Source organism: Pseudonocardia lacus (assembly GCF_018531445.1).
In the GTDB taxonomy this organism is placed as follows: Bacteria; Actinomycetota; Actinomycetes; order Mycobacteriales; family Pseudonocardiaceae; genus Pseudonocardia; species Pseudonocardia lacus.
In genome coordinates this window covers 41815-53490 of the sequence record NZ_JAHDTH010000030.1, presented here as the reverse complement: position 1 = coordinate 53490, position 11676 = coordinate 41815, and the positions used below count along the sequence as shown (strand labels likewise).

General features: G+C 75.8%; 14 protein-coding genes and 1 pseudogene. 4 read left to right on the top strand and 11 right to left on the bottom strand.

Annotated features, from left to right (window positions below; translation table 11 throughout):
* Positions 1-149 precede the first annotated feature (149 nt).
* Positions 150-884, bottom strand: coding sequence for a dienelactone hydrolase family protein (locus KIK08_RS09300; protein ID WP_214402622.1), 735 nt, complete (start codon positions 882-884; stop codon positions 150-152).
* Positions 885-993: 109 nt separating this feature from the next.
* Between KIK08_RS09300 and KIK08_RS09295 the strand changes: the two genes are divergently transcribed.
* On the top strand, positions 994-1764 hold the full coding sequence (locus KIK08_RS09295) for an SGNH/GDSL hydrolase family protein (RefSeq protein WP_308257519.1): 771 nt from the start codon (positions 994-996) through the stop codon (positions 1762-1764).
* 8 nt (positions 1765-1772) lie between these two features.
* On the opposite strand, the gene KIK08_RS09290 is transcribed toward KIK08_RS09295, so the two are convergent.
* The gene (locus KIK08_RS09290; RefSeq protein ID WP_214402621.1) at positions 1773-2183 is read right to left on the bottom strand and encodes an ATP-binding protein; all 411 of its coding nucleotides are present in this window, start codon (positions 2181-2183) and stop codon (positions 1773-1775) included.
* A 170-nt stretch (positions 2184-2353) separates the two neighbouring features.
* On the opposite strand from KIK08_RS09290, the gene KIK08_RS09285 reads away from it, so the two are divergent.
* Together KIK08_RS09285 and KIK08_RS09280 are read left to right on the top strand one after the other, a co-directional pair.
* Positions 2354-2809: an STAS domain-containing protein gene (locus tag KIK08_RS09285; protein WP_214402620.1), complete on the top strand. Its 456-nt coding sequence runs from the start codon at positions 2354-2356 to the stop codon at positions 2807-2809.
* 201 nt (positions 2810-3010) lie between these two features.
* Entirely contained in the window at positions 3011-3592 is a 582-nt protein-coding gene (locus KIK08_RS09280; RefSeq protein ID WP_214402619.1) for an ATP-binding protein, read from the top strand.
* Between the two features lie 7 nt (positions 3593-3599).
* Here KIK08_RS09280 and KIK08_RS09275 read toward each other — a convergent pair whose 3' ends face one another.
* The 4 genes and pseudogenes from KIK08_RS09275 to KIK08_RS39720 all read right to left on the bottom strand — a co-directional run.
* Complete coding sequence (locus KIK08_RS09275; protein WP_214402631.1) at positions 3600-5045, bottom strand: aromatic amino acid ammonia-lyase; 1446 nt, start codon at positions 5043-5045, stop codon at positions 3600-3602.
* 78 nt (positions 5046-5123) lie between these two features.
* On the bottom strand, positions 5124-6641 hold the full coding sequence (locus KIK08_RS09270) for an amidohydrolase family protein (RefSeq protein ID WP_214402618.1): 1518 nt from the start codon (positions 6639-6641) through the stop codon (positions 5124-5126).
* Positions 6642-6719: 78 nt separating this feature from the next.
* Positions 6720-7517 carry a TetR/AcrR family transcriptional regulator C-terminal domain-containing protein gene (locus KIK08_RS39725; protein WP_214402617.1) on the bottom strand — a complete coding sequence of 266 codons (798 nt, stop codon included), beginning with the start codon at positions 7515-7517 and terminating at the stop codon, positions 6720-6722.
* 10 nt (positions 7518-7527) lie between these two features.
* Positions 7528-7707: pseudogene (locus KIK08_RS39720) on the bottom strand (response regulator transcription factor); the annotation flags it as partial.
* Between the two features lie 72 nt (positions 7708-7779).
* Here KIK08_RS39720 and KIK08_RS39715 point away from each other — a divergent pair.
* The gene (locus KIK08_RS39715; protein ID WP_250556642.1) at positions 7780-7941 is read left to right on the top strand and encodes a hypothetical protein; all 162 of its coding nucleotides are present in this window, start codon (positions 7780-7782) and stop codon (positions 7939-7941) included.
* Between the two features lie 7 nt (positions 7942-7948).
* Here the strand turns inward: KIK08_RS39715 and KIK08_RS09255 are convergent, their stop codons facing one another.
* The 5 genes from KIK08_RS09255 to sufC all read right to left on the bottom strand — a co-directional run bounded on the left by KIK08_RS09255 (position 7949) and on the right by sufC (position 11650).
* A complete protein-coding gene (locus tag KIK08_RS09255; protein WP_214402616.1) occupies positions 7949-8554 on the bottom strand; it encodes a ClpX C4-type zinc finger protein in 606 nt (201 codons plus the stop codon).
* A 132-nt stretch (positions 8555-8686) separates the two neighbouring features.
* A complete protein-coding gene (locus KIK08_RS09250; protein WP_214402615.1) occupies positions 8687-9109 on the bottom strand; it encodes a metal-sulfur cluster assembly factor in 423 nt (140 codons plus the stop codon).
* Complete coding sequence (gene sufU / locus KIK08_RS09245; RefSeq protein ID WP_214402614.1) at positions 9106-9588, bottom strand: Fe-S cluster assembly sulfur transfer protein SufU; 483 nt, start codon at positions 9586-9588, stop codon at positions 9106-9108. The genes KIK08_RS09250 and sufU overlap by 4 nt, the downstream gene beginning before the upstream one ends.
* Positions 9588-10874 (bottom strand): cysteine desulfurase, encoded by a 1287-nt coding sequence (locus KIK08_RS09240; protein WP_214402613.1) that lies wholly within the window; start codon positions 10872-10874, stop codon positions 9588-9590. The genes sufU and KIK08_RS09240 overlap by 1 nt, the downstream gene beginning before the upstream one ends.
* A complete protein-coding gene (sufC, locus tag KIK08_RS09235) occupies positions 10874-11650 on the bottom strand; it encodes a Fe-S cluster assembly ATPase SufC (RefSeq protein ID WP_214402612.1) in 777 nt (258 codons plus the stop codon). The genes KIK08_RS09240 and sufC overlap by 1 nt, the downstream gene beginning before the upstream one ends.
* Positions 11651-11676: the final 26 nt, after the last annotated feature.

Sequence of the window (11676 nt, the reverse complement as noted above, 5' to 3'; positions counted from 1 at the left end):
GGCTGGCCGCGCGCCTGCGCGGTCGGACCGACCCGGCGGCGCTGGCGTTCCGGCTGCGGCTGCGCCACGGCGGACCCCGGCCGTGGACGGTCGACGGCCCGCCCGCCGGCGGGCTCGCCGCCGCCTGCTGAACGGCCCGGGCTCCCCGCTCAGCCGGCGAGCGCCTCGCCGTACAGCTCGGTCAGCGCCGCCCAGTGCCGTCGGTCGGCGTCGGCGTCGTAGGTGGTGTTGTCGGGCACCGCGAACCCGTGCGCGGCCGGGTAGGTCTCGATCCGGTGGCGCACGCCCGCCCCGGTGAGCGCCTGCTCCAGCCGCTCGTGCTGCTCGGCGGGGAAGGACCGGTCGTCCCGCGCCGCGGCGACCAGGACCGTCGCCCGGATGCGGTCGGCGACCAGGTGCGGGCTGCCCGGGTCGTCGCCGGCGAGGTTGCCGCCGTGGAAGGACGCCGCCGCGGCGACCCGGTCCGGGTGGTGCGCGGCGACCAGCAGCGAGGTGCGCCCGCCCATGCAGTAGCCCGTCGTCCCGACGGCGGCGCCGCTGACCTCCGCCCGCCCGCCCAGGAAGTCCAGGAAGGCGCCGGCGTCCCGCACGACCATCTCCGGAGTGAGGCCCTGGGCGAGGGCACCCAGCCTGGCCCGCTCGTCCGGGTCGCCGAACACCGTCGCCGGGTCGAACGGCGCGAACGGGGTGCGGTGGTAGACGTCGGGCAGCAGGACGGTGTACCCGAGACCGGCGAGCCGGTCTGCCATGTCGAGGAACGTCGGGCGCACACCGGCCGCGTCCGGGTAGAGGATCACCGCCGGTGCGGCGCCGTCTGCCGCGGTGTGCAGCGTCGCCGCGCACTCGCCGTCCGCCGTGCCGATGGTCACGTCCGTGCGCGCCATGCCGCCTCCCCGTCCACGCTGTCGCCGTCCCGGCACGCTATCGACCGCGGTGCCGGGGCGCTGCGATGATCGCTGCAGGCGATCACCCAGCGGACCGGAGGAGGACCGGGTGCACCCCTACCGCAGCGTGGTCTCGATCGGCGACAGCTTCACCGAGGGCGTCGGCGACGAGCTCGACGACGGCACCGTGCGCGGCTGGGCCGACCTCGTCGCGCACGGCCTGCAGGCCGCGGCCGAGGAGCCGGTGCTCTACGCCAACCTGGCGGTGCGGGGCAAGCTGCTCGGGCCGATCCTGGGCGAGCAGCTCGACGCCGCCCTGGCGCTGGGGCCCGACCTGCTCACCGTGAACGGCGGCGGCAACGACCTGCTGCGCGCCCGGGTCGGCATCCGGGAGCTGTCGGAGTCGACGCGCCGGGCCACCGCCCGGGCCACCGCGGCCGGGACCCACGTGCTGGTGGTCACCGGGGCGGACCCGACCGCGCGGCTGCCGCTGGGCCGGGCCGTCCGCCGCCGCGGCGACGCACTCGCCGACGCGGTCCGCGCCTGGGCCACCGACCTGACCGCGGTCACCTTCGTCGACAACTGGCACGACGACCGGCTCCGGGAGGCGGACTGCTGGTCGGGCGACCGGCTGCACCTGGGTCCCGCCGGGCACCGCAGGGTGGCCGGCAACGTCCTGCGCGCGCTCGGGGTCGCCGTCCCCGAGGACCTCCTGCGCGTCCCGCACGGAGCGGGCACCCCGACGTCGAGCGGCGGGCCCGGCTACTACGCCCGCCACGTCCTGCCCTGGGTGGGCAGGCGCCTGCGCGGGCGCTCCTCCGGCGACGGGCGCGAGCCGAAGCAGGCGACGCTGGCGCCGGTGCGCGTGCTGCTCGGGTAGCGCCCCGCTCAGCAGCCCAGCTGCTGGGTCATCGTGAGGGTCGTGCCGCAGCGCCCGGCGGCCAGGTTCAGCGAGGTGACCGACGAGCGGATCATGCTCAGCCCGCGGCCGCGGAAGCCCGGGTCGCGGTCGGGCTCCGACCAGGCCCCGTCGTCGCTGACCGCCACCGTGACGGCCCGGGGCGCTCCCGCCGGGGCGCTCAGGCTGCCCTCGACGCGGATGTGGCCGGGCTCCCGGTCGCGGTAGGCGTGGTCGACGCAGTTGGTGACGGCCTCGCTCACCGCGAAGACGAGGTCGTCGGCGAGGTCGCAGAGCGCGGCCCGGCCGCACACCCGGGCCATCCAGCCGGCCACCGCCCGCCGCGCCTGCGCGGGCGAGCGACCTCCGGCCCTGAGCACGAGCCGCAAACCGTCCGTCACCCTACGTCCGTACCCGGCCCGCGGGGTCGCCAACCCGGATCGCCGGGCACCCCGCGCGACCGGGATGCGCCGGGGTGCGACCCGGGTCATACTCTGGCGGTCCCGAGGCCGGGACGACCACGGCAGAGCCACCGGCGCCCCAGTCCGGTGCCGCGCAGGGAAGGACCCCGTTGCCCCGACCAGGCGACACCCCACGGGACCAGGACCGGGCCGGACCGTTCGCGTCCGCCTGGGTCGAACCCGTCGGCACCGACACCGTGCGGCTGCGCACGTGGTGGCCGAGCAGCTCGGTGGCCGTGCTGTCGGTCGAGGGCGAGCTGGACAACCTGGAGGCCGAGGCGGTCGGTGACGAGCTGCAGGGACTGCTGCGCAGCTCGCGCGCCGAGGTCGTGGTGCTCGACCTGACCGCCGTGACGTTCTTCGGCTCCCGCGGTCTGGAGGTCGTGGTGCAGGGCGCCCGCGCCGCCGAGGCCGCCGGCACGGTGCTGCGCGGCGTGACCGGCCCCGCCAACCGGCGCGTCACCCGCCCCCTCGACATCACCGGCGTCGACCAGGCGGTGCCGTGGTTCCCCACCACGGACGAGGCGCTCGTCGCGACCGAGCGGGAGGGCGGACGGGAGCACTGAGGGGGAGCACCGAGGGGGAGCACCGAGGGGGAGCACCGAGGGGAGCACTGAACCGGAGGAGTCGACTCGCTCCGGTACGGGTAGCCACTCTCCGCGCCGGCAGGTCACCGCCGGACGACTCCCCGCTCGCGCCGTCAGAAGGAGGGCCACCCCGATGCCACCACGGCGCCGCAGCCCGGCCGGCGGGACGCCGTGAGGTGGGTGCGGCGGGCACTGGTGTCCGCCGTCCTCGTGCTGTTCCTGGTGGCCGTCGCGGTCCTCGCGCTGGCCGCGGTGGCGCTGGTCGCCTTCCCGCTGGCGATCGTGCTGGAGCTCGTGGTGGTGGGGCTGCTCGTCGGGGCGGGGCTGCGCCTGCGCCGGATGCGGCGTCCCGGCCGCGAGGGCGCGCGGGCGGGACCGCGGTGGACGACCGGGTGGGAGTCCGAGCCGCTCGCCGACGCCGTCCCGGTGGTGCGCGGCAGGCTCGCCGTCGTGCTGGACGAGTGGGGGGTGGGCGGGGAGGCGGGCGAGCCGACGCTGCTCGTGGTCACCGAGCTGGTGTCGAACGCCGCCGAGCACGGCAGCGCGCCCGTGCGGTTGGCCGTCGAGCTGCGCGGCGACGCGGTGCGGGTGGAGGTCTACGACGGCTCCCCCGAGCAGCCCCGCCGGCGCCCGCACGACCCGGAGCGCGTGCGGGGCCGCGGGCTGCAGCTGGTCGACGGGCTGTCCGGCGGCTGGGGGTGGACGCCGTCGCCGCCGGGCAAGGTGGTCTGGGCCGAGGTCGCGACCCAGTGGCCGCGGTAGGCGGCGTTCAGGCCGTCGAGGCGGGCAGGTCGTCCAGCAGCGCCTCGGCGCGGCGGATCTCCTCGCCGAGCGGGTGGTCGGCCTCCACCCCGGGCAGCTCGGCGGCGAGCCGGTGGAAGATCGCCACCGCCGGGACGGGCGGCAGCTCCTCGGTCGACATCCGCAGCGCGCGCACCGCGCCGACCAGCTCGCAGGCCAGGACGGTGCGGTAGGCGTCGATCACCGCGGCGGCGCTGCGCACGGCCTGCGTGGCGAAGCTGGCGTGGTCCTCCAGGCCGCGCGAGATCACCGCGGTGCCGGTGGTGACCTGGGCGGCGGCGTGGCGCATCTCGGCGAGGGCGTCGTGCGCGACGTACTCCAGGATCATGATCCCGGAGCTGCCCGGCGGACCGGAGGCCAGGAACGGCGGCAGCCCGGTCAGCTCCGGCTCGACGAGGTCGCCGAGGCGGGCCACCGACAGCTCGGCCACGTGGTGCACCGCCGCGCGCAGGTGGTCCATCGACAGCGCGAGGTAGGGCGTGGAGAAGTGGCCGTGGTGGTCGACGGTCCCCTCGTCGATGTCGATCAGCGGGTTCTCCGCCGCCGCGTTGACGTCGATGGCCAGCACCGACTCCAGCGCGTCGAGGGCGTCCAGCGCCGGGCCCTGCACCTGCGGGAACACCCGCAGGCCGAAGGGGTCCTGCAGCCTGCGCCCCGGCGCGGGCGACCCGGTCACCGGGCTGATCAGCGCCCGGATCTCGGCGGCGCAGCGCAGCGAACCGGGGAACGGGCGGCGCACGTGGACCCGGTGCGAGAACGCCTCCGGCGAGCCGCCCAGCGCCAGGTAGGACAGCGCCGTCACCACGTGGCTGGCACCCAGCAGCACCCCCAGGTCGTGCCAGGTGAGCACCGCCTGGGCCAGGGTGGCGGCGTTGCTGGAGATGAACGCGAGGGCGTCGCCGGGGCTCACCGCCACCGGATCCACCTCGCCGACCGCCCACGGCAGCTCACCGGCCAGGGTGAGCGCCACCTCGGCCATCGCGGTGAGGTCGCCGGTGCCGATCGCCCCGCGCGAGTGCACCATGGGCAGCGCCCCGACGCTCAGCGCGGTGTGCAGCGCACCCAGCATCCGCGGGTGCACGCCGCTGCCCGCCGCGGCCAGCTGGTTGAGCCGGATCGCCAGCAGGGCCCGGACGGCGTCGGCGGGCAGCAGCCGGCCGACGCCGCTGGCGTGGCTGCGCAGCAGGCGCAGGCCGTGCTCGTCGGCCGCGTCGGGGTCGATCACCACGTGGCGGTTGGCGCCGACGCCGGTGGTGCGCCCGTAGACCGCGCGTTTGGCACTGATCTCGACGGCCAGGTCGTGGGCCCGGCGGGCCCGCGCCAGTGCGGTCGCGTCGAGCTCGACGTCGTCGCCCTCGCGGGCGATCCGCACGATGTCGGCGCAGCGCAGGCGGGCGCCGTCGATCAGCACCACGGATCGGCCGGTCACCGCCGCATGATCTCCCCGCGGGGCCGCGGCGCGCACCGGTCGGAGCCGCAGATCACCCGCCGCTCAGCGGTGGCACGGGCACGGCGGGGTCGGGACCGGCGCCGACGGCTCCCGTGCCGCGGCGAGCACGTCGTCCAGCATGCGCTCGCGCGCCGGGCGGTCCAGCAGGCACCCGCGCGCCACGACCGAGTCGATCCGGGTGGTGTTCGCGATGTCGCGCAGCGGGTCGGCGTCGAGCAGCACGAGGTCGGCGAACCTGCCCTCCTCCACGGTGCCCAGGTCGGCCTCCTGGCCCAGGTAGCGGGCCGGTTCGAGGGTCGCGGCGCGCAGCGCCCGCAGCGGGCTGAGCCCGGCGCGCACCAGCAGCGCCAGCTCCTCGTGCAGCGCGAAGCCGGGCATGACGTAGGGGGTGCCGGTGTCGGTGCCGGCCAGCAGCGCCACGCCGGCGTCGGCCATCTCGGCCACCAGGTCGTGGCGGCGGTCGAACAGCTCGCGGCGCTGCGCGTCGGTCTCCGGGGTCCGGCCCTGCAGGTAGACCTGTTCGAGCTGGGCCGGCCAGCCGCCGGCGTAGGCGGCCGGCAGGTACGCCAGCCGGGGGTCGTCGCGGCGCAGGTCGGCCGGCACGTCCGCGACCCGGTGCACGCTCAGTGTCGGCGTGACGAAGGTGGAGTTGTCGACCAGCCGGGCGTAGAGGTCGGCGGCCTTCGCCGGGTCGGTGCTGCGGGCCGCGGCGTACTCGACGGCGTGCATCTTGGCGTACCAGCCGCCGTACTCCCCCGCCGCGATCGGGACCCGGGCCAGGGTCCGGCGCAGCTGGTCCTCGTCGCGCGAGGTGGCGTACCAGACCTGCCAGAGGTGCTCCAGCGTCGCCAGGCCGGCGTCGCTGGCCGCGGGCAGCGGCACCAGGTCCGGGCAGTGGCCCAGGAACGGGATCCCCAGCAGGCGCGACTCGTCGGCGATCGCCGCGAACGCCTCCGGGCCCAGCCGGGTGTAGGTCTTGATGAAGTCGACCCCGGCCGCGTGCTCCTCGCGGACCGCCGCCCGGGCCTGCGCGGCGTCGGCGACCGACCGGAACGGCACCCCGATCCCCTCCCACAGCGACGGGGAGCCGTCCAGGATCGTGCTCGACACGACCGACCGCGGGCCGAGCGCCGCGCCGGCCGCCACCCGGTCGCGCCACTGCCGCGCCTGCGGGAACCCACCCATCTCCCGGACCGTCGTCACGCCGTTGACCAGGAACAGCGGTGGGAACGTCCGCTCGAGCGGCACGCTGTGCACGTGCACGTCGACCAGCCCCGGGATGAGGAACCGCCCGGCGCCGTCGACGACGGTCGCCCCGGCCGGCACCTCGACCTGCGACCACGGGCCGACCCGGGTGATCCGCACGCCCGACACCAGCACGGTGCTGGCCGGGCGCACGCCCGTCGCGTCGACCACCGTCACCCCGGTGATGGCGATCGTCCCGTCCGGCGGCGACGCCGGTGGCGCCACTCCCGCGGGTGCGCACGCTCCCACTGCCACCCCGGCCCCGATCGCCAGCCCGCCCTTCAGGAAGGCCCGCCGGCTCGTCGCGTTCCTCATCCGTGCACCTCGCATCCGTCCGCCATCGACGGACCGATGCTCTTCGCGCGCGCCGCTCGCGGCGCTGGTGCCGACCCGTCAACCCGGGTGCGGTGCTCCCCCGTGAACAGTTTCCGCGGCCGGCACTTCCCCAGCGCGCGCCGCGAGGCCGGCCAGGATCGTGTCGAGGCCGTCGCGGAACTCGTCGTCGGTGCGGCGGTCGGCGGGTTCGCGGTAGAGCCCGGCGTCGACCACCGCGGCCGCGCCGGTCAGCCCCCGCTCGGCCAGCAGCTCGGCGAGGGTCGCGACCAGCGGCGAGCCCGCCGCCAGCGGCGGCCCGAGAGAGGCGAGGTCGCGGGCGGCGACGGCGGCACTGCGGACGTGGCCGTCGAGCAGCGCGGCGGCCCGCAGCCGTCCCCTCGGGTCGAACGGCCCGCGGCGCAGCACCGCCAGCAGCGCGTCGAACCAGGCCAGCGCGTTCGGCGTGACGGGCAGGCGCACCGGCAGGTCGGCCAGCCAGGGGTGGGCGGCGTAGCGGGCGCGCAGCGCGAGCGCCCACGCCGTCGCGCCCTCCTGCCACGAGCCCGGGCCCGGCTCGGGACCGGGCGGGCCGAGGGCCAGGTCGCGGGCCAGAACGCGCAGCTCGTCGCGGGAGTCGAGGTAGCGGTAGAGCGCGTTGGTCGCCACGGCGAACCGGCGCGCCACCCCGCTCAGCGAGATCCCGGCGAGCCCGTGCGCGTCGCCCAGCTCGACCGCGACGCCCGCGATCCGCTCGACGCTCAGCGAGGCCCTGGGCACGCGGGTCGCCCGCGGCGCCGGCACCTCCCACACGCGGTGCAGCTCGGCCGGCAGGCGCGTGCCGGGCACCTCCGGCGACGGGTCGACGCTGCGGGCCACCCGCTCCACGCTAGTGGTTCGGGTCCACCAGGCCGTTCTCGTAGGCGAACACCACGGCCTGCACGCGGTCGCGCAGGCCCAGCTTGGTCAGCATCCCGGACACGTGGGTCTTGACCGTCGCCTCGCTGAGCGCCAGCTCCGCGGCGATCTCGCCGTTGGTCATGCCGCGGCTCACCAGCCGCAGCACGTCCCCGACGGCTGCGACGAGCCGGGCACCGACCCGCGGCCCTGCATCGACGCCGAGGCGCCCGACCTGCTGGTGGTGTTCACCTCCACCGAGAAGCTCGGCGTCTACCTGGAGGACCGGCCACCGGGCTGGAGCCGTGCGCTGGTCGACGACCTGGTGGCCTCGGGTCGGTACTCGCTCGCCCACCGGGACGGTTTCGAGGCCGTGCTGGTGCGGACCGCGCAGGTCCCGGCGTAGCGGTCCGCTACCGCTCCTCCCCGCCCGCGGGACTGTCGAGGCGGGCGCCCAGGGCGGCGATCTCGCCCCGGACGAGGTCGCCGTACCCGTCGGCGGGCAGGTCGGACTCCGCGGCCCGCGCGGCGGTCAGGTGCCGGCGGGCCTCCTGCACCCGGCCCGCGGTCGCCAGCCCGGCGGCCACGTTGACCTGCAGCGAGGCCAGCAGGCCGCGCAGCGCCGGGTCGGCCGCGGGCTCGGCCGCGGCCAGCGCGCGGCGGTCCCACTCCAGCTCGACGGCGGGGTCGTCCTGGGCGTCGGCCATGTAGTGCGCGAGGGTCGCCCGGTGCAGGGCGGGTGCGTCCGGGCCCAGGCGCTCCCACAGGGCGGCGAAGCCGCCGGCGGCGCCGGCCCGGTCGCCGCTCAGCGCGCGCTGCTGGAGCTCGGCGATCTCGGCCAGCACCGGGTCGGGCGCGGCCGGCGCGGCGCCGTCGAGGTCTTCGAGGATGCCGTGGCAGACCCGCACGCACCCGTCGCAGATCCACACGCCCGGACCGGCGATCAGCCGGGTGACCTCGGCGGCGCCCTTCCCGCAGAAGGAGCAGGCGGCGGTGGCGGTGTCGTGCGGGGAGCCCATGGGATCGTCCTGTCGTCGGTGCCGGCGGCGGCGCGCTGCGCAAGCCTGCCACCTCCACGCCGCCCCGTGAACGACGCGAGCCGCCGTCCCGGTGGGGACGGCGGCTCAGGACCGGTGCTGATCAGCTGCGGGTCAGACCCGGAAGCCCAGCGCGCGCAGCTGCTCGCGGCCGTCCTCGGTGATCTTGTCCGGACCCCACGGCGGCATCCACACCCAGTTGATCTTGATCTCGTCGACCAGGCCGCTGCCCGGCGCGCCGACGAGCGCGGCCCTGGCCTGCTCCTCGATCACGTCGGTCAGCGGGCAGGCCGCCGAGGTCAGCGTCATGTCGATGGTGGCGACCCCGTCCTCGGCCTGGATGCCGTACACCAGGCCCAGGTCGACGACGTTGATGCCCAGCTCGGGGTCGACCACGTCGCGCATGGCCTCCTCGAGGTCGTCGATCGAGGGATCCGCACCGCGCGCGGTCGACGACTCGGGCATGCCGGCCGCGCCGCGCACCACGCCGTCCTCGGCCCGTGCGCCGGCCGTGGTCTCGGTCTCGGTCTCGCTCATGTCGCGTCCTTCCCGTCGCTCGTCCCACCAGCGGTACCCGGCACGTCGCCGCTGACCCGCACCACGGCGTCCTTGAAGGCCATCCAGCCCAGCAGCGCGCACTTCACCCGGGCCGGGTAGCGGGCGACCCCGGCGAAGGCGACGCCGTCGCCGAGGACGTCCTCGTCGGGCTCGACCTGGCCGCGGCCCTGCGCCATCTCCTGGAACGCCGTCAGCACGCGCATCGATTCCTCGACGCTGCGCCCGACGACGAGGTCGGTGAGCACCGAGGCCGACGCCTGGCTGATCGAGCAGCCCAGCGTCTCGTGCGAGATCTCGGCGACCTTGCCCTCGTCCAGCCGCACCCGCAGGGTGATCTCGTCGCCGCAGGTCGGGTTGATCTGGAACGACTCGGCGTCGAACGGGTCGCGCAGGCCCGCGCCGTGCGGCGACCGGTAGTGGTCCAGGATGATCTCCTGGTACATCTGCTCCAGCTGCATCACGCCACCCCGAAGAACTTCTGCGCCGCGCGCACCCCGTCGACCAGCGCGTCGATCTCGGCGGGGGTGTTGTAGACGTGCACGCTGGCCCGCACGGTGGCGGCGACACCGAACCTGCGGTGCAGCGGCCACGCGCAGTGGTGGCCCACCCGCACGGCCACGCCGCGGTCGTCGAGGACCTGGCCGACGTCGTGCGCGTGCACGCCGTCGACGACGAACGCCACCACTCCCCCGCGGTCGACGAGGTCGGTCGGGCCCACGACCCGCACGCCGGGCACCTCGGCGAGCGCGTCGAGCGCGCGGCCGGTCAGCGCCGCCTCGTGCGCCTCGACGGCGTCCATCCCGATGGCCGAGAGGTAGTCGACCGCCGCGCCGAGCCCGACGGCCTGCGAGGTCATCGGCACGCCCGCCTCGAACCGCTGCGGCGGCGGCGCGTAGGTCGAGCCCTCCATCCGCACCATCTCGATCATCGAGCCGCCGGTCAGGAACGGCGGCATGGCCGCCAGCAGGTCTTGGCGCCCGTAGAGCACACCGACCCCGGACGGCCCGAGCATCTTGTGCCCGGAGAACGCCGCGAAGTCGACGTCCAGGCCGGTGAACGAGACCGGCCGGTTCGGCACCGACTGGCAGGCGTCGAGCACGGTCAGCGCGCCGACCGCGCGGGCCCGCCGCACGAGCTCGGCGACCGGCAGCACGGTGCCGAGCACGTTGGACTGGTGGGCGAACGCGACCACCTTCGTGCGCTCGGTGATCGGGTCGCTGTCCAGGTCGAGACGGCCGTCGGGGCTCACCTCGAACCAGCGCAGCGTCGCGCCGGTGCGCCGGCACAGCTCCTGCCACGGCACCAGGTTGGCGTGGTGCTCCAGCTCGGTGACCACGATCTCGTCGCCCGGGCCGAGGGTGAACCGCGCCGCGTCCGGACCCGCCGTGGCCGCGTTGCTCATCGCGTACGCGACCAGGTTGATGCCCTCGGTGGCGTTCTTGGTGAACACCAGCGACGCCGGGTCGGCCCCGACGAACGCCGCGATCCGGGCCCGGGCCGACTCGTAGGCGTCGGTGGCTTCCTCGGCGAGCTGGTGCGCGCCGCGGTGCACGGCCGCGTTGTGCTGCTCCAGGAACTCCCGCTCGGCGTCGAGCACCTGGCGCGGGCGCTGCGAGGTCGCCCCCGAGTCCAGGTAGACCAGCGCCTTCCCGTCGCGCACGGTGCGCGACAGGATCGGGAAGTCGGCCCGGACCGCCGCCACGTCCAGCGCGGACGCGGCGGCGGGCGTGTCGACCGCGGTCATCAGACCCCGGCCGGGGTCTCTGCCCCGGCCGACGTGAACCGGGCGTAGCCGTTGCGCTCCAGCTCGTCGGCCAGCTCGGCGCCACCGGTGGAGACCACCTTGCCACCGGCGAACACGTGCACCACGTCCGGGCGGATGTGCTGCAGGATCCGGGTGTAGTGGGTGATCAGCAGGACGCCGACGTCGCCGCCCGCGCGGTAGCGGTTGACGCCCTCGGACACCACGCGCAGCGCGTCGACGTCGAGGCCGGAGTCGGTCTCGTCGAGCACCGCGAACTTGGGCTGGAGCAGCGACAGCTGCAGCACCTCGTGGCGCTTCTTCTCCCCGCCGGAGAAGCCCTCGTTGACGCTGCGCTCGGCGAAGTCGGGGTCGATGTCGAGGTCGTTCATCGCGCCCTTGACCTCCTTGACCCACGTGCGCAGCTTCGGGGCCTCGCCGCGCACGGCGGTGGCCGCCGAGCGCAGGAAGTTGGCCATCGAGACGCCGGGGACCTCGACCGGGTACTGCATGGCGAGGAAGAGGCCGGCGCGGGCGCGCTCGTCGACGGTCATCGCCAGGATGTCCTGGCCGTCGAGGGTCACGCTGCCCGCGGTGATCTCGTACTTGGGGTGACCGGCGATCGCGTAGGCCAGGGTGGACTTGCCGGACCCGTTCGGGCCCATGATCGCGTGGGTCTCTCCGGAGCGGACCGTGAGGTCGACGCCCTTGAGGATCTCCTTGGCGCCGCCCTCGGCCGCCACGCTGACGTGCAGGCCGGTGATCTCCAGGGTGGACATGTCTGTGGGGTGCTCCGTTGCCGTGT

Bases quoted from the DNA above. Each gene is read 5' to 3' on its own strand.
- KIK08_RS09300 (WP_214402622.1), bottom strand. From the start codon at position 884: ATGGCGCGCACGGACGTGACCATCGGCACGGCGGACGGCGAGTGCGCG.
- KIK08_RS09270 (WP_214402618.1), bottom strand. From the start codon at position 6,641: ATGAGGAACGCGACGAGCCGGCGGGCCTTCCTGAAGGGCGGGCTGGCG.
- KIK08_RS09255 (WP_214402616.1), bottom strand. From the start codon at position 8,554: ATGGGCTCCCCGCACGACACCGCCACCGCCGCCTGCTCCTTCTGCGGG.
- KIK08_RS09250 (WP_214402615.1), bottom strand. From the start codon at position 9,109: ATGAGCGAGACCGAGACCGAGACCACGGCCGGCGCACGGGCCGAGGAC.
- sufU (WP_214402614.1), bottom strand. From the start codon at position 9,588: ATGCAGCTGGAGCAGATGTACCAGGAGATCATCCTGGACCACTACCGG.
- KIK08_RS09240 (WP_214402613.1), bottom strand. From the start codon at position 10,874: ATGACCGCGGTCGACACGCCCGCCGCCGCGTCCGCGCTGGACGTGGCG.
- sufC (WP_214402612.1), bottom strand. From the start codon at position 11,650: ATGTCCACCCTGGAGATCACCGGCCTGCACGTCAGCGTGGCGGCCGAG.